Origin of the sequence: Mesorhizobium sp. B4-1-1 (genome assembly GCF_006439375.1) — a bacterium.
Classification (GTDB): domain Bacteria; phylum Pseudomonadota; class Alphaproteobacteria; order Rhizobiales; family Rhizobiaceae; genus Mesorhizobium.
Genome location: NZ_VFTH01000001.1, coordinates 396,521 through 412,625, shown reverse-complemented (window position 1 = coordinate 412,625; position 16,105 = coordinate 396,521). Strand labels below are relative to the sequence as shown.

At 64.9% G+C, this 16,105-nt stretch carries 15 protein-coding genes and 1 riboswitch; of the genes, 4 read left to right on the top strand and 11 right to left on the bottom strand.

Translation table 11 applies throughout. The features are described from left to right. The first annotated feature begins 76 nt into the window (after window positions 1-76). Window positions 77-1,249: a GGDEF domain-containing protein gene (locus tag FJW10_RS02070; protein ID WP_140897988.1), complete on the top strand. Its 1,173-nt coding sequence runs from the start codon at window positions 77-79 to the stop codon at window positions 1,247-1,249. A gap of 14 nt (window positions 1,250-1,263) precedes the next feature. Here the strand turns inward: FJW10_RS02070 and gcvP are convergent, their stop codons facing one another. From gcvP to gcvT, 3 genes are read right to left on the bottom strand one after another with little or no spacing between them, the layout of a single operon-like run. Next, window positions 1,264-4,074, bottom strand: coding sequence for an aminomethyl-transferring glycine dehydrogenase (gcvP, locus tag FJW10_RS02065; RefSeq protein WP_140897986.1), 2,811 nt, complete (start codon window positions 4,072-4,074; stop codon window positions 1,264-1,266). Between the two features lie 17 nt (window positions 4,075-4,091). After that, entirely contained in the window at window positions 4,092-4,460 is a 369-nt protein-coding gene (gcvH, locus tag FJW10_RS02060; RefSeq protein WP_140647821.1) for a glycine cleavage system protein GcvH, read from the bottom strand. Between the two features lie 6 nt (window positions 4,461-4,466). Then, on the bottom strand, window positions 4,467-5,567 hold the full coding sequence (gene gcvT, locus FJW10_RS02055; protein WP_140897984.1) for a glycine cleavage system aminomethyltransferase GcvT: 1,101 nt from the start codon (window positions 5,565-5,567) through the stop codon (window positions 4,467-4,469). A gap of 149 nt (window positions 5,568-5,716) precedes the next feature. Further along, a riboswitch (glycine riboswitch) is annotated at window positions 5,717-5,803 on the bottom strand. Window positions 5,804-6,026: 223 nt separating this feature from the next. On the opposite strand from gcvT, the gene FJW10_RS02050 reads away from it, so the two are divergent. Then, a complete protein-coding gene (locus tag FJW10_RS02050; RefSeq protein WP_140897982.1) occupies window positions 6,027-7,031 on the top strand; it encodes a hypothetical protein in 1,005 nt (334 codons plus the stop codon). A gap of 1 nt (window position 7,032) precedes the next feature. Here FJW10_RS02050 and FJW10_RS02045 read toward each other — a convergent pair whose 3' ends face one another. Further along, window positions 7,033-7,896 carry a transporter substrate-binding domain-containing protein gene (locus FJW10_RS02045; protein WP_181177374.1) on the bottom strand — a complete coding sequence of 288 codons (864 nt, stop codon included), beginning with the start codon at window positions 7,894-7,896 and terminating at the stop codon, window positions 7,033-7,035. An 87-nt stretch (window positions 7,897-7,983) separates the two neighbouring features. On the opposite strand from FJW10_RS02045, the gene FJW10_RS30640 reads away from it, so the two are divergent. Further along, window positions 7,984-8,586 carry a DUF3011 domain-containing protein gene (locus tag FJW10_RS30640; protein WP_210239782.1) on the top strand — a complete coding sequence of 201 codons (603 nt, stop codon included), beginning with the start codon at window positions 7,984-7,986 and terminating at the stop codon, window positions 8,584-8,586. A 50-nt stretch (window positions 8,587-8,636) separates the two neighbouring features. Here FJW10_RS30640 and FJW10_RS02030 read toward each other — a convergent pair whose 3' ends face one another. From FJW10_RS02030 to FJW10_RS02000, 7 genes are all read right to left on the bottom strand, one after another. Beyond that, window positions 8,637-9,092, bottom strand: a complete 456-nt coding sequence (locus FJW10_RS02030; protein WP_246674076.1) for a GNAT family N-acetyltransferase — start codon at window positions 9,090-9,092, stop codon at window positions 8,637-8,639. Then, on the bottom strand, window positions 9,064-9,855 hold the full coding sequence (locus FJW10_RS02025) for a molybdopterin-binding protein (protein ID WP_140707945.1): 792 nt from the start codon (window positions 9,853-9,855) through the stop codon (window positions 9,064-9,066). The genes FJW10_RS02030 and FJW10_RS02025 overlap by 29 nt, the downstream gene beginning before the upstream one ends. Window position 9,856: 1 nt before the next feature. Next, a complete protein-coding gene (locus FJW10_RS02020; RefSeq protein WP_140897978.1) occupies window positions 9,857-10,738 on the bottom strand; it encodes a cytochrome b/b6 domain-containing protein in 882 nt (293 codons plus the stop codon). Between the two features lie 99 nt (window positions 10,739-10,837). Continuing rightward, window positions 10,838-11,509 carry a DUF1345 domain-containing protein gene (locus tag FJW10_RS02015; RefSeq protein WP_140897976.1) on the bottom strand — a complete coding sequence of 224 codons (672 nt, stop codon included), beginning with the start codon at window positions 11,507-11,509 and terminating at the stop codon, window positions 10,838-10,840. Window positions 11,510-11,535: 26 nt separating this feature from the next. Beyond that, entirely contained in the window at window positions 11,536-12,003 is a 468-nt protein-coding gene (locus FJW10_RS02010) for a YaiI/YqxD family protein (RefSeq protein WP_140897974.1), read from the bottom strand. Between the two features lie 66 nt (window positions 12,004-12,069). Further along, window positions 12,070-12,639, bottom strand: coding sequence for an S-(hydroxymethyl)glutathione synthase (gene gfa, locus FJW10_RS02005; RefSeq protein ID WP_140897972.1), 570 nt, complete (start codon window positions 12,637-12,639; stop codon window positions 12,070-12,072). A gap of 64 nt (window positions 12,640-12,703) precedes the next feature. Next, window positions 12,704-13,831: an S-(hydroxymethyl)glutathione dehydrogenase/class III alcohol dehydrogenase gene (locus tag FJW10_RS02000; protein ID WP_140897970.1), complete on the bottom strand. Its 1,128-nt coding sequence runs from the start codon at window positions 13,829-13,831 to the stop codon at window positions 12,704-12,706. 252 nt (window positions 13,832-14,083) lie between these two features. Between FJW10_RS02000 and FJW10_RS01995 the strand changes: the two genes are divergently transcribed. Beyond that, entirely contained in the window at window positions 14,084-16,096 is a 2,013-nt protein-coding gene (locus tag FJW10_RS01995; protein ID WP_140897968.1) for an acetyl/propionyl/methylcrotonyl-CoA carboxylase subunit alpha, read from the top strand. Window positions 16,097-16,105: the final 9 nt, after the last annotated feature.

Here is a 16,105-nt window from a genome sequence, read left to right as displayed (position 1 = left end):
ACGGTTTGCGCCAGCCGCAGTCAGCCTACATTGGGGGGACGGGCACCGGTTAGACGCTAGAGGCAGTTCTTCACGGATGTTGGATTTCAGTTCGCTCCTGCTCGCGGCGGCGCTGTCGGGCACATGCCTCAGCATTACCATGTTTGCCATCTGGCTCACCACGCCGCGGGCGCGCTTCGTGCTCACGGTCGCCTGCGGCACCCTGGTGCTCGTCGCCCATGTCGTCGCGTTCTGGCGCTATGCCAAGGATGCCGATCCCTGGCTGTGCCAGGTCGTGCTGGCGCTGTTGACCCTGGGTTTCCTGATCATCTGCCTGTCGGCCATGCAGTATCTCGGCTTTCGCGACTACCGCCGCGCCATCGTGCCGGCGCTGGCCGCGATGGCGGCCTGCGCTCTGGTCACCTATCTCGGCTTCGACGGCATCGGCTTCCAGATCACCTATGCGGCCGTGACGGCGCTGCTCGCGGCGATCGGGGCGATGTTCTGGATGAAGGGGGATCACGCCCGGCGAATCCTTCTGGTCGTCTCCTTCCTCAGCGGAGCCTGCGGTCTGTCCTTCGCGCTGTGCGGCCTGGTGTTGCTCGTCCAGGGGCAATGGGTCCTCGGCGCCGCGCCCGACAATTGGGCGGAACGGCTGAACTCCGTCGTCGCGGTCGCCTGCATGACCGGCCTCGGCGCGCTGACGCTTTCGCTGCACCACCTGCAGGCGCAGATCGAGCTCAAGGCCGAAACGATGACCGATCCGTTGACCGGCCTGATGAACCGCAGGGCGCTCAACGAGCTTTACGGCGATCGCAGCTTCGGTCCGTTCATGGCGCTCGCGATGTTCGATCTCGACCATTTCAAGATGACCAACGACGTCTTCGGTCATCCCGTCGGCGATCAGGTGCTTTGCCGCTTCGCGGCGGTGATCAAAAAATACGGCAGGGCAGGTGTCGACGCATTCCGGCTGGGCGGCGAGGAATTCGCGCTCGTCATGGCGCGCGTGACACCGGAAAAGGCGCATGACATGGCCAGCCGTATCGGCGTCGCTTTCGGCACCGAGATCGTTGCGACCCATCGCGGCCCGCTGCGCAGCAGCGTCAGCGGCGGCGTGGGATTCGGCTCGACCGCCGGCCGCCCCCTCGACGAGGTGCTGGCGCAAGCGGACGCCGCGCTTTATGCGGCCAAGCGTGCAGGACGCAACCGCGTCATCGCTCAGACCGAATTGGGCCAACCCGATGTGGGGCCGGCCCTGAAAACCGCCTGAGCAAAACCTGGCTGCTACTCCGCGGCGCCGAGGTATTCCGACAGCGGCGGGCACGAGCAGACCAGGTTGCGGTCGCCGGCGACATTGTCGATGCGCGAGACCGGCGGCCAGTATTTCGCCGACAGATCGGCGTCGCCCGTCGGATAGGCCGCCTCCAACCGCGAGTAGGGATGCTTCCACTCACCGGCAAGCGCCTCCGCAGCGGTGTGCGGGGCGTTGACCAGCGGGTTGTCGCTGGACGGCCACTCGCCCTTCGCCACTTTCGCCGCCTCGCCGGCGATGGCGATCATCGCCTCGCAAAAACGGTCGAGCTCACGCTTGGGCTCGGACTCGGTCGGCTCGACCATCAGCGTGCCGGCAACCGGGAACGACATGGTCGGCGCATGGAAGCCGTAGTCGATCAGGCGCTTGGCGATGTCGTCGACGCTGACGCCGGCGCTTTCCTTGAGCACGCGCGTGTCGAGGATGCATTCATGCGCGATGCGATCGCTCCTGCCTTTGTAGAGCAGCGGGTAGTGCGGCGCGAGCCGCGTCGCCACGTAGTTGGCGGAAACGATCGCCGTCTCGGTCGCCTGCTTCAGGCCGGAGCCGCCCATCATACGGATGTACATCCACGTGATCGGTAGGATCGACGCACTGCCGAAGGGCGCGGCGGCAACGGCATGCGCCGAGCCTTCGGTGACATGGCCCGGCAAATAGGGTTTCAGATGCGCCCTGACGCCGATCGGGCCGACGCCCGGGCCGCCGCCGCCATGCGGGATGCAGAAGGTCTTGTGCAGATTCATGTGGCAGACGTCGGCGCCGATGTCGCCGGGGCGGGCGAGGCCGACCAGGGCGTTGAGGTTGGCGCCGTCGAAATAGACCTGGCCGCCATGCTCGTGGATCAGTGCGCAGAGATGGCGCGCCCCTTCCTCGTAGACGCCATGCGTCGAAGGGTAGGTGAACATCAGCGCCGCGAGGTTCTTGGAATGCTCGTTGGCCTTGGCGCGCAGATCGTCCATGTCGATGTTGCCGTCGTCCAGGCAACGCACGACGACGACACTCATGCCGGCCATCGCGGCGCTCGCCGGATTGGTGCCGTGCGCGGAGGACGGGATCAGGCAAACGGTGCGGTGGCCGTCGCCGCGCGCGCGGTGATAGGCGCGGATGGCGAGCAGGCCGGCATATTCGCCCTGGCTGCCGGCATTGGGCTGCAGGCTGACGGCGTCGAAACCGGTGATTTCCGACAGCCAGGTCTCCAGATCGCCGACCATCTTGCGATAGCCCTCGGAATGGCCGGCCGGCGCGAAGGGATGCAGATTGGCGACGCTCGGCCAGCTCACAGGCATCATCTCGGCGGCGGCGTTGAGCTTCATGGTGCAGGATCCGAGCGGGATCATGGTGCGATCGAGCGCGAGGTCCTTGTCGGCCAGCCTGCGCAGGAAGCGCATCATCTCGGTTTCGGAACGGTTGTCGTGAAAGACCGGCTGGGTGAGGAATTCCTTGCCGCGCGGCTTGCCAGGCATGGAGCTGCCTTCCGCCGCGCCGGGCTTGGCCCCGAACAGGGCGGCGATCGCCTCGAGGTCGGCTTCCGTGGAAGTCTCGTCGAAGGCGACACTGACGCAGTCGGCATCGATGACGCGCAACAGCCGGCCGGTCTTCTCGGCTGCAGCGGCTATTGCCGCGGCCTTGCCCTTCACTTCCGCGGTCACCGTGTCGAAGCGGCTTGCGCCAAGCACAGCAACGCCCGCAGCCTTGAGACCCGAGGCGAGGCGGCCGGCCAACCCGTGGATCTGACCGGCAATCGCCTGCAGGCCGGTAGGACCGTGCCAGATCGCATAGGCCGTCGCCATATTGGCCAACAGCGCCTGCGCGGTGCAGATGTTGGAGGTCGCCTTGTCGCGGCGGATGTGCTGCTCGCGCGTCTGCAGCGCCAACCGGTAGCCCGGGCGGCCCATGGTGTCCGTCGACTGGCCGACGAGGCGGCCGGGCATCAGGCGGGTCAGCTTGTCGGAAACGGCGCAATAGGCGGCATGCGGGCCGCCAAAGCCCATCGGCACGCCGAAACGTTGCATCGGGCCGACGGCGATGTCGGCGCCAAGCTTCGCCGGCGCGTCCGTCAGCGTGAGCGCCAGCGGGTCGGCGATGAAGACGACGAGCGCGCCGGCGGCACGGGCCTTCTCGATCGCCGCCTTATGGTGGCCGTAGACGCCGAATGTGTCCGGCCAGGATACGAGCAGGGCGGCGGTGTTGTCGTCGATCGTCTCGCCATCGACCTCGATGCCGAGCGGTTCGGCGCGGGTGCGCACGACGTCCAGCGTCTGCGGATGCGGCGTGCCGGCAAGCGCCACCTTGGTTCGCTTGTCGCGGTGGTGGCGCAGCGCGATGCCGACGGCTTCGGCGACGGCGGTGGCTTCGTCGAGCAGCGAGGCGGACGCCACCGGCAGGCCGGTCAGTTCCGTCACCAATGTCTGGAAGTTGAACAGCATTTCCAGCCGGCCCTGGCTGATCTCGGCCTGGTAGGGGGTGTAGGCCGTGTACCAGGCCGGGTTCTCGAACAGGTTGCGCTGGATGACCGGCGGCACGAAGACGCCATGATAGCCGGCGCCGATGAAGCTTTTCAGCACCGTGTTCTTCGCCATGATCGCAGAGAGTTCGGCCAGGGCTTCCGCCTCGCTGGCCGGAGCGGGCAGGTTGAGCGGCTGGTCGAGGCGGATCGATCTCGGCACGGCCTGGCTGATCAACGTTTCGACGGACGGAACGCCGAGCACGGCAAGCATGGCTCTGACATCGTTGACGCCCGGGCCGATATGGCGGGCCGAGAAGGGAGTAAGCGCTGCGGTCATGTCTTTATGTCCTGATATCAGCCGATATGGGCTTTGTAGCCGGCCTCATCCATGAGGCTGTCGAGCTGGCTTTCGTTGGCGAGCTTCATCTTCCAGAGCCAGCCGTCGCCGGTCGCGGCCGAGTTGACCAGCGAGGGATCGGCCGACAGCGAGGCGTTGGCCTCGGTGATCTCGCCGTCGACCGGTGCGTAGACGTCCGACGCCGCCTTGACGGATTCGACGACCACGGCCGTGTCGCCCTTGGCGAGCTTGCGGCCGATTTCCGGCAACTCGACGAAAACGAGATCGCCGAGCTGTTCCTGCGCATAGTCGGTGATGCCGACAGTGGCGACGCCGCCCTCTACGCGCAGCCACTCATGGTCTTCGGTGAAATAGGTCTTTGCCATTGGGTCTTATCCTTTGCGGTAGCGATGCGGGGTGAAGGGCAGGGACGCGACGTCGACCGGGATTTTCGTCCCGCGGACGTCGGCGAAAAGTTTCGTGCCGGGCTTGGCCAGCGGGGTGTTGACGTAGCCCATGGCGACGGGGTGCCCGGTCGAAGGGCCGAAGCCGCCCGAGGTGACGTGGCCGGCCGGGTTGCCGTCTGCGTCGATGAGCGCCGCGCCGGCGCGCACCGGCTGGCGCCCGTCGGGCTTCAAGCCGACGCGCTTCTGCGACGGCCCACGCTCGATGACAGAGCGCAGCGCGTCGGCGCCAATGAAATGACCAGAGGTCCGAACCTCCTTGGGAATCGCCCACATCAGTCCGGCGCTTGCCGGGTCGATCTCCGGCGTCAGGTCCTGGCCGTGCAGGCAAAGCCCGGCCTCGAGCCGCAGGCTGTCGCGGGCGGCAAGGCCGATCCACTGCACGCGCTCGTCTTCCAGGAGTCTGGCGACAAGATCGCGGGCATCCCTCTCCGGCAGGCCGATCTCGAAACCGTCCTCACCGGTGTAGCCGGAACGGCTCATGAACCAGTTTTGCCTGGGCTCGACCCCGTGCATGAAGAGCAGCGAGCCGGTTTCGATGCCGGCCCGCGCGAGGGCTGCCCAGGCGTCCGGTCCCTGGATCGCCAGGAAGACGCGGTCAAGCGGCTCGACCTTGGCGTCGAAATCGGCGGAGAGGTCGCGCAGATGCTTCTCGTCCTCGACGGCGTTGCCGGCGTTGGCCACCACCATGAACCGGTCATCGCCCAGGCGCGTCACGATCAGGTCGTCGATGATGCCTGCCGCCTCGTTGAGGAAGAAAGTGTATTTGGACTGCGAGATGTCCAGCGCGCCGGCATCGAGCGGGCAGGCGCGGTTCAACAATGCGATGGCTCCCGGACCGGCGACCTCGAACAGCTTCATATGCGAGATGTCGAACAGGCCGGCATGGTCGCGTGAGTGAAGATGCTCCTTCATCACGCCGGGCGGGTAGGTGAGCGGCATCGACCAGCCGGCGAAGGCGCCGAAACGCGCGCCCGCGGCCTGATGCAAATCCTCAAGGGGTAGATGTCTGGTGTCGTCGCCTGTCATGTCTTCTCCAGAGTCGCACGCAATCGACCGCCGGCGGCGGCCTAATTCGTGCCCCTCTGTCTGAAGCCTGAGAGACTCGCGCCCCGTAACTCTGTCGGCAGCGCTTACACCTTCGGCGCGGGACGAATCCCGACTTTCCAGAGTTGTCTTTCCCGTCTACGGTTCTTTTGCCTGAGAGATTTCGGGCGATTTCCCCTTCGGCGACAGCTTGCGCTGCTCTCTCCCGCAAACAGGTAGGACTCAGTCGCCTGAGCCCCCGACGCGCCATCCATAGCCCGTCGGCGACACCTTGTCACCTCCCAGCGACATTTAAAGCGTGCGCTGCGTTTCGGCGATATGCATTGGCCGACAAGGCTTCGCTAACCACGCCGTTTGCCGGTTTCTCAAGACGATGCTGATAAAGCTCGGTGGGGTAATGCACTGAGTTCGCCGGCAACGGGCGACGGGCAGGGGCGGCAAATGGGCGAATTGATCATGAGCGCTCCGGTGGCGGGGCTGACCTCGAAGAACAAGATCACGGCCGAAGACGTGACGATGCTGCGGCGCGAGGTTTTCGCGGATGGCGTGGTGAGTCGCGGCGAGGCGGAGGCGCTGTTCGCGCTCGACCAGACGGCGCGCGACAAATGCCGCGAATGGGCGCCGTTCTTTGTCGAGGCGGTGACCGACTATATCGTCCACCAGGAAAAGCCGGAAGGCTACATCTCCGAGCAGAATGCCGACTGGCTGGTCCGCACGATCTCGCGCGACGGCATCGTCGACGGCCACACCGAGCTGGAGCTGCTGGTGCATGTGCTGGAGGAAGCGAAATCCTCGCCCGGCCAGCTCTCGGCCTATGCGCTGGAACAGGTTGCGCATGCGGTAATCGACGGCAAAGGCCCGTTGATGCTCGGCGGCGATCTCGTGCCCGGGCTGATCGCCAAGGCCGAGGTCGATCTGTTGCGGCGCATCCTCTATGCCTATGGCGGCGACGGCAACATCGCCATCAGCAAGGCCGAGGCGGAGGTCCTGTTCAGGATCAACGACCGGACCGCGGCCGCCGAAAACGATCCGTCCTGGAATGACCTCTTCGTCAAGGCGATCGCCAACTATGTCATGTGCTCGACCGGCTACGAGCCACCGACGCGGGAAGTGGCGCTGCGCCACGAGACCTTCCTCGACGAGGCAGGCCCGACGCTTGGCGGTTTCTTCAGCCGGATGGTCTCGGGCGGATTCGCCGCGATCCTCGAAGCCTACCATTCGCCCGGCGATATCGAGGCGGAATGGGAAGCCAGGAACCGGGCCACAGAAGCGCTTGCCCGCCGCGCCGAGACGATCGACGCCAGCGAGGCCAACTGGCTGGCGGAGCGCGTCGGCGGCGGCCGGCGGCCGCTGCGCGACAACGAGCGCGCACTGCTGACGCTGATTAGGCATGCTTCGCCGGAAATCCATCCGGCGCTGAAGCCGCTGCTTGAGAAAGTGGCCTGACCTACTGCTTCGGCTTGGTCTGTGCCGGCTTGGCCTGGTCCGCTTTGGCCTTGTCCGGCTTGGCTGAGGTATCGAAGCGCGACAGCCATTTGAAGCCGCCGAACCAGTAGCGGCGGACACCGGCGATGGTGCCGTCGGCTGTGCGCGCGCCGATCCAGTTGTTGACGTACTGGATGAGGCGGATGTCGTCGGGGCGCATCGCGAAGGCTTCCGGCGTGCGCAGAAGCGGGCCGCCGACCAGCCTGAATTTCGCATCGTAGAGCCTCGCCGCCATCTGCGGAGTCGGCGAGGTGGCGACCATCGCCTGCGCGTCGCCGCCGATGATCGCGGCAAAGACATCGGCGGTGTTGTCGAAGGACAGGATGTTCGCCTTCGGAAAGGCTTCCCTGGCGGCTGCCTCGTCCGTGGAGTTGGACAGCACGGCGATCTTATATCCGGGCGCCGCCAGCGCCCTTCCAGGCCTTTTGCCGAGGCTGGCGATCGAGGCCACCATGCGGATGTCGGCGGTGCCGGTCGGATTGGAGAACACAATTTCGCGGGCGCGCTCCGGCGTGCTGGCATAGCCAGTCGCAACCAGATCGAAGTCGCCTTTGAGCAGCCGCGCCTTCAAGTCGTTCCACGGCACTTCGACCAATTTCAGGTCGACGCCGAGATCGGACGCCAGGGCGCTGGTGAGGTCGACATCATAGCCCGCGAATTTGCCGTCCGCGTTCTTGAGGACCCATGGCGGGTTGAGCGCCACTCCGACCGTCAGTGTCTTCTGGTCGATGACGCGCTTGAGGCTGTCGTCGGCGCGAGCCGGCAATAACGCCAGCCAGGCAGAGAGAACAAGTATGATCGCCGCGATCGTTTTGTTAGCGCGCATGAATATATCCTCGCTGCAACCCGTCTGGTTGTAAGACTTACACAGAGGTGCCATTCTGTCGATAGCGAACCCAATTGGAGACTTGCGATGTCGGCGCGAATGGCGGTTACCGGTTCGATGGTGTTGCTGGCCAGCTTCCTGGGCAATCCGGCGCAACTGTCGCTGCTGTCCGATGCCGCGCAGGCCGCGGGCCCGATGCGCCTAGTCTGCTCGAGTTCCAACTACCGCTACTCCTATTGCGGGGTCGACACCCGTGGCGGCGTGCAATTGACCGGCCGGCTATCGAAGTCGCGTTGCCAATTCGGCACGAGCTGGGGTTATGACGGCGGCGGCATCTGGGTGGACAAGGGCTGTTCGGCGCAATTCCTGGTCGCCGGCTCCGGCCGCGGGCCGTCTCCGGGCGATGCGGCGGCGGCCATCATCGTTGGCGGCATTGTCGGTGCCATCCTCGACGACAATGACAGGCACGGCCGCCATTCGGACAATTACTATCCGAGGCCGAAGCCGCGCCGCGACGATCGATGGATCGACCCGACGCCGCAATTCGACAGGGACGGCAATCCCAATTTCGATACCCACGGCAACTATCAGGGATGCCACGGCATGGGCTGCATGGTGGACAATCCGGATGAAATGGGAGATGCGCCGCCCGAGCCCGGTCAAACCACGTTCGACAGTTCGGACGACTGATCGCGTCGCAAAGCTGCGCCCGCTGAACGCCCGGCTCGTCCGGCCGCTGCTTAGCGGGAACCGATCGTCTTGCAAAGGATGATGTTGGAATGGCCTTCGGGCCACCCTGTCAATTCAGCCATGCGCTCGAAGCCGGCCTTTTCGTACAAGCCCGGTGCCTGGAAGTCGTGGGTCGAGACCCATATCCGCAGCGAGCCGCGCGCGGCAGCCTCCGCGACGAAGGCATCGAGCAGCTTCCTGCCGTGGCCGAGGCCCCGATAGGCCTCGTCGACCCACATCAGCGTGATCTCGGCGATGCCGGCCCAGGAATAGCCCGCGGCGGCTCCGACGACGCGCCCTTGCTCATCCCGCAGTGCAAGGACGAGGGCACGGTCGTCGCCCCGACCGGTCAGCCGCCGGTTGTCGTTGTCGAGACGCTGCTGGATGGCGTCGAGCCCGGCTGCCGCAAGATCGTGCTCGGCCTGCAGGCGAGGACCATCAAATCCCGCCATACCAGTCGTAGCCATTGTCCTCCCAGTAGCCGCCGCGGCCGCCGCCGACATTGGCAAAACTGTCGACCAGCTCGATCTTGTAGATGTATTTGGGCATCTTGTAGCCGAGCTGGCGCTCGACCCGCACGCGAAGCGGCGCGCCGTTCTCGACCGGCAAGGGCTTGCCGTTCAGGCCATAGGCCAGAATCGTCTGTGGATGGCGGGCGTCGATCAGGTCGATGGTGCCGTAATATTTGATGTTGCCGGACAGGCTTTGCTCGATCGTGTCGAGGCAGTGGAACATGACATAGCGGGCCTGCGGCTTGACCACCGCCTGGTCCAGCACCAGCGACAGCGGCGTGCCGGTCCATTTGGCGATGCAGCTCCAGCCTTCGACGCAGTCGTGGCGCGTGATCTGGGTGCGGCTCGGCATGTTCTGGAGTTGCTCGCGGGTCAGCGACAGCGGTTTTTCGACCAGGCCTGAAACCTCCAGGCGCCAGTCCGCGAAATTGTTGGCGAGCAGACCCTTGTAGGTGTCGTCATCGGGCGCCGTGATGCCATTCGGCCGTTGCGGCTGGCGGATATCGGCCTCGGTGAATTCCGGCGCCAGCGCGTCGCGGCCGGCAAGCAGGCGCTGCGCGCGCCAGGTCAGGCCGTTGGCGTTTTCGAGGAAGCTGCGCAGGCCGCCGCCGATGCCGAGGCCGCTGTCGAAGGCATCGCAACCCGACAGCGCGATGCCGGACAGGCCGAGGCTGCTGGCGGTCAGGAATTTACGGCGACTGATCTGGAATTTAGCCATGTCAGGCGCTCCTCTCGGTGGGCTGGTCGTCATTCGCCTGGGGGTCGGTGCGGTACCAGCCGGTGATGATCGAGCGCAGTTCGTTGATCGGGCCGGCGGCGAGGATCATCAGGATATGGATGACGAAGAAGCCGACCAAAAGCACCATGACGGTGAAATGGATGGTCCGCGCCGTCTGCCTGCCGCCGAGTATCTCATTCAGCCAGGGCAACACCGAATTCATGCTCGGCGACATGGCGAGGCCGGTGACGATCATCAGCGGCAGCAGCACGAACAGCACGCCGCCATAGGCCATTTTCTGCAGCGTGTTGTATTCGCGCGTATGGTGGAACTTCAGCTTGGCATGGTCGACGATGTCGCGCGGCAGCTTGCGAAGGTCCGACACGCGAGGGGCGAGATCGCGGCGGATATGGCCGTTGATCAGGCCGGCGATCAGCCAGACGAGCAGCGTCGTGGTCAGGATCCAGGCGAAGAAGAAGTGCACGACGCGGGCGGTGCCGAGATCGTAATAGGAGGGAATCGTCGCCCAGGCCGGGAAGGCGCGCGGCGTCTCTTGTCCCGGCGGCCCGGACCAGCCGAGCACGCCTGTGGTGTCGAAGCGATGGCCGAAGATTTCGGTGAAACCGCGCGGTCCGTTCGCGGTGTTCTCGGCGCCGATCTCGAGAACGGTGTTGTGGAACTCGAAGCCGGACTGCTTGCCGACATAGAGCTGCGGCCGCGCATTGAAGATCTGCAGACCGGAAAGCAGCATGAAGAACAGCGAGAAAGCCCAGAGCCAGTGGGTAAGGCGGGTCCAGCCCGACTGCCGGTAAATGAGCGGCCCGTTTTTCGGCGCAGGTTTATCGGCCTCTGCTACCGGCTCGTTCCTGGCAATGGCTTCCATCGTCGTCTCCGGCCCTGCATCGCTCACCGCTTACCGGCTTGCGTTCTTCCTCCCAATACGCCGTCAGGCAAAGCGTTGTTTCATGCGATCACGGATTTATTACGGAGAACCTAGGCTGACCGCGAGATTGACCGCCGCGGCAACGATCACCGTGTTGAAGAAAAAGGTCAGGACCGAATGGACGAGCACGACCAGCCGCATCCGCGAGGTGGTGATGGCCGTGTCCGCCGTCTGCGCCGTCATACCGATGACCGTCGCGAAATACAGGAAGTCCCAGCCTTCCGGTCTTTTGCCGCCTGGAAAATCGAGGCCGCCGACCGGCAGCTTCTTCCGGGTTTTCTCGTCGAGTTTGTCGCCATCCTTCCAATAGACATGCGCATAGTGCAGCGACGCCATGGCATGGATGGTGAACCAGCCGAGCGGGATCGACAGCATGGCGAAGCCGAGCTGCACGGGATGCGCGGCATCCTTCTGGTTGATGAGCAGGAACAGCGACACGATGGCCGCGCCGACGACAAAGAGCGTGACGGCGAAGATCAGAAGGACGGGCAGATCGGTCGAGCGCGCGTTCTTGCTGAGATAGCGCCCGGTAAGGCTGGGCATCAGGGCCAGCACCAGGGCGATATAGCTGACGAAGAACACATTGGCGCCGATCGAGTAGGGCAGCGGCGCGCGCAGCAACAAGGCAAGAAGCAGCGCGACGATGCCGATGGCCGCGGCGAGGGCGAACTGCATGTGCCGATGCATCGGCGTGTTGAGATCCTCACCCATGGCCCGAGGCCCCTGAAGACGTTGGATCAGTCCGGTGTGACGGATTTCAAAGCCCGCCGCAAGATGCGGTCGAGCTCGCCGAGAAACTGCGAGCGGTCCTTCTGCGTGAAGGAGGCGTTGAAGCCCCGGCTCTCGCCGGTTTCGCGCAGATGCTGCTTGAGGTCGCGCATCGCCACCGCCATGCCGATGGTTTCCGGCGTGAAGGGGCGGCCGGTGGGGCCGAGCACATGCGCGCCGAGCGCCACCGTGCGCGCCGCGAGCGGAATGTCGGCCGTCACCACGACATCGTTGGCCTTGGCATTCTCGACGATCCAGTCGTCCGCCGCGTCCGCGCCCTTGGAGACGACGACGTTGCGGACCATCGGATCGCGCGACGGCCGCAGGCCGCCATTGGAGACATAGGTGACGACGACGCCATGGCGCTCCGCGACCTTCTCGACCTCGGCCTTGACCGGGCAGGCGTCGGCATCGACGTAGACAACGGGTGCGAGCATCGTTACTTCCAAACAAATATGGGGCCGGCGTGTCAGCCTGCCCCATGGCAGAAATCGCAGGATTTGTCAGGCCGCCAAGGCGCCCGACTTCTTGGCGGTCCAGGTGGCGATATAGTCCATCAGGCCGGGGTTGAGGCAGTCATAGGGTTCGAGCCCTATCGACTTCAGCTGGCCGCGGATGCCGTCCATGCGGTTCGGATCGACGCCGGATTCGATGATCGAGGAGACGAAGGCGGTGAAGCCCGGCGGCGACCAGCCATCCTCCTCGAAGCGTTCGGGATGGATGAAGGACAGGCCCTTGAAGGGATGGTCGCGCTCGACCGGGCCGTACATGTGGACGCCGCAGCCGCTGCAGGCATGGCGCTGGATCAGCGCTGCCGGGTCGACCACCTTCAGCTTGTCGCCGTTCTCCGTCACGGTGACATCGCCGCTGCCGGCAACGGCCACTACCGAGAAGATAGCGCCGTCCGGCTTCCAGCATTTGGTGCAGCCGCAGGCGTGGTTGTGGGCGATCTGGCCCTTGACCTTCACCTTCACCGGATTGCTGGTGCACAGGCAGACCAGCGTGCCGCCGGCGAAGCTTGCGCTTTCCCTGGGCAAGCCGTTGTCGATCGAGTGATGCAGTTTCTCGGCCATTTACACTTCCTCCCGTTTGACCACAGAAGTCGCGGGCGCTCGGCCGGCGGCCTAGTGGCTTTCCTCAGTAAACCACGACGCTCCGGATCGACTTGCCCTCATGCATGAGGTCGAAGCCCTTGTTGATGTCCTCGAGCTTCAGCGTATGGGTGATCATCGGATCGATCTGGATCTTCTTTTCCATGTACCAGTCGACGATTCTGGGCACGTCGGTGCGGCCGCGCGCGCCGCCGAAGGCGGTGCCCATCCAACTGCGCCCGGTGACCAGCTGGAACGGCCTGGTCGAGATCTCCTGGCCGGCGCCGGCAACCCCGATGACGACCGACTTGCCCCAGCCGCGATGCGAGGCCTCCAGCGCCTGGCGCATCACCTTGGTGTTGCCGGTGCAGTCGAAGGTGTAGTCGGCGCCGCCGATCTGGTCGGCGCCGCGCTTGGTCAGGTTGACCAGGTAAGGCACGACGTCGCCCTCGATCTCCTTCGGATTGACGAAATGCGTCATGCCGAACTTCTCGCCCCAGGCCTTCTTGTCGTTGTTCAAATCGACGCCGATGATCATGTCGGCGCCGGCAAGGCGAAGCCCCTGGATGACGTTCAAGCCGATGCCGCCGAGGCCGAAGACCACGGCGGTCGCACCCTGCTCGACCTTGGCGGTGTTGATCACGGCGCCGATGCCGGTCGTCACGCCGCAGCCGATGTAGCAGATCTTGTCGAAGGGGGCGTCGGGATTGACCTTGGCGACCGCGATTTCCGGCAACACGGTGAAGTTGGAAAAGGTCGAGCAGCCCATGTAATGAAACAGCTTGTCCTTGCCCATCGAGAAGCGCGAGGTGCCGTCGGGCATCAATCCCTGGCCCTGCGTGGCGCGGATGGCGGTGCACAGATTGGTCTTGCGCGACAGGCACGACGGGCACTGCCGGCATTCGGGCGTATAGAGCGGGATGACATGGTCGCCCTTCCTGACCGAGGTGACGCCCTTGCCGACATCGACCACGACGCCAGCGCCCTCATGGCCGAGGATCGCCGGAAACAGCCCTTCCGGATCGGCGCCCGACAGCGTGAACTCATCCGTATGGCAGATGCCGGTCGCCTTGACCTCGACTAGGACCTCGCCGTCGCGCGGCCCTTCGAGGTCCACCTCCATGATCTCAAGCGGCTTTCCGGCGGCAACGGCAACGGCGGCACGCGTTTTCATGAGGCACTCCTCCCAGGGCAATCTGTAAACTTTAGCTAACGGCAAGCTATCCGTGGCGAATGGCAGCCTGCCATCCGTTCGGCGTCACGGGCAAGCTTAGCGAGTTCCGCGCTGGCGGCCAACGTCTGTTGCGACGTTTTTCGGCGCGGTTTCCGCAATCGGCGCCAGCCGTGGGAGGTGGCCCGCGGGCACTTGAGGCGCGCCGGAATTGTCCATAGAACTGGACCGCTTCGCCGGAGGGACGACATCCGAATGTTCAAGAAAATCCTGATCGCCAATCGCGGCGAGATCGCCTGCCGTGTGATCAAGACGGCGCGAAAGATGGGGATCGCCACCGTCGCGGTCTATTCGGACGCCGACCGCGATGCCGTGCATGTCGAAATGGCCGACGAAGCGGTGCATATCGGACCGCCACCGGCGGCACAGAGCTATCTGGTCCCTGAGAAGATCATCGCTGCCTGCAAGGAGACCGGCGCGGAAGCCGTGCATCCGGGTTATGGCTTCCTGTCCGAGCGTGCCTCCTTCTGCGAGGCGCTGGAGAAGGAAGGCATCGTCTTCATCGGGCCGAAGCCCAAGGCCATCAAGGCGATGGGCGACAAGATCGAATCGAAGAAGTTCGCCAGCGAGGCCAAGGTCTCGACCGTGCCTGGATGGCTGGGCGTCATCGAAGACGCCAACCATGCCGAACGGATCGCGGGCGAGATCGGCTATCCGGTCATGATCAAGGCCTCGGCCGGCGGTGGCGGCAAGGGCATGCGCATCGCCTGGAGCAAGGCGGAGGTGCGCGACGGTTTCGACCGGGCGCGTTCGGAAGCGAAAAGCTCCTTCGGCGACGACCGCGTCTTCATCGAGAAGTTCGTCATCGATCCGCGCCACATCGAGATCCAGGTGCTGGCCGACGCGCATGGCACCGCGCTCTATCTCGGCGAGCGCGAATGCTCGATCCAGCGCCGCAACCAGAAAGTGGTCGAAGAGGCGCCGTCGCCATTCCTCGATGCCAAGACCAGAAAGGCGATGGGGGAGCAGGCGGTGGCGCTGGCCAGGGCCGTCGACTACCAGAGCGCCGGCACGGTCGAGTTCATCGTCGACAAGGACAAGAACTTCTATTTCCTTGAAATGAATACGCGATTGCAGGTCGAGCACCCGGTGACCGAGCTCGTGACCGGCATCGACCTGGTCGAACAGATGATCCGCGTCGCCGCCGGCGAAAAGCTCGGCATCAAGCAGGGCGACGTGAAGCTCAACGGCTGGGCGGTGGAAAGCCGCCTTTACGCTGAGGATCCTTTCCGCAACTTCCTGCCCTCGATCGGCCGGCTGACCCGTTACCGGCCGCCGGAGGAGGGCACGTTCGGCGATGTCGTGGTCCGCAACGATACCGGGGTCGCCGAAGGGTCGGAAATCTCGATGTTCTACGACCCCATGGTGGCCAAGCTCTGCACCTGGGCGCCGACCAGGCTTGAGGCGATCGACGCCATGTCGAAGGCGCTGGACAGTTTCGTCGTCGACGGCATCGAGCACAACATCCCTTTCCTTTCGGCGCTGATGCAGCACCCGCGCTGGCGCGAGGGCAGGCTGTCGACCGGCTTCATCGCGGAGGAATATCCGGACGGCTTCGCGCCGGTCGAGCCGGATGGCGGGGAGAGGGCGGTGTTCGCCGCCGTTGCAACCGCGATCGAACTGCTGCGCCGCGACCGGCTCGACCGCCTGGGCGGCCGGCTGGCGCCGCATTCCGGCCATCTCAAGCGCGACTGGGTGGCGAAAATCGACGCTGACTATCTTCCGGTCGAAATCGTCGACGGCATGGTTTCCATCCCGATGGAGGTCGATCTGTCGATCGATGGCGGCGGGCCGCTGACCGTCGCTTCGGACTGGCGGCCGGGCGACGCGATCTGGCAGGGCACGGTTGGCGGCAAGAACATCGCCGCCCAGATCCGCCCGATGCTGAACGGTTTGCGCATCGCCTGGAAAGGCATGTCGGTGACGGCTCAAGCCATGCTGCCGCGCACCGCGGAGCTCGAAAGGCTGATGCCGGAAAAGCTGCCGCCCGACACCTCGAAGATGCTGCTCTGCCCGATGCCTGGGCTCGTCGTCTCGATCGCCGTGGCCGAGGGCCAGGAGGTCAAGGCCGGCGAGACGCTGGCCGTGGTCGAGGCCATGAAAATGGAGAACGTGCTGCGCGCCGAACGCGACCTCACCATTGCCAAGCTCAACGCCAAGCCGGGCGACAGCCTGGCGGTCGATGCGGTGATCATGGAGTTCGCCTGAGACGAGGCG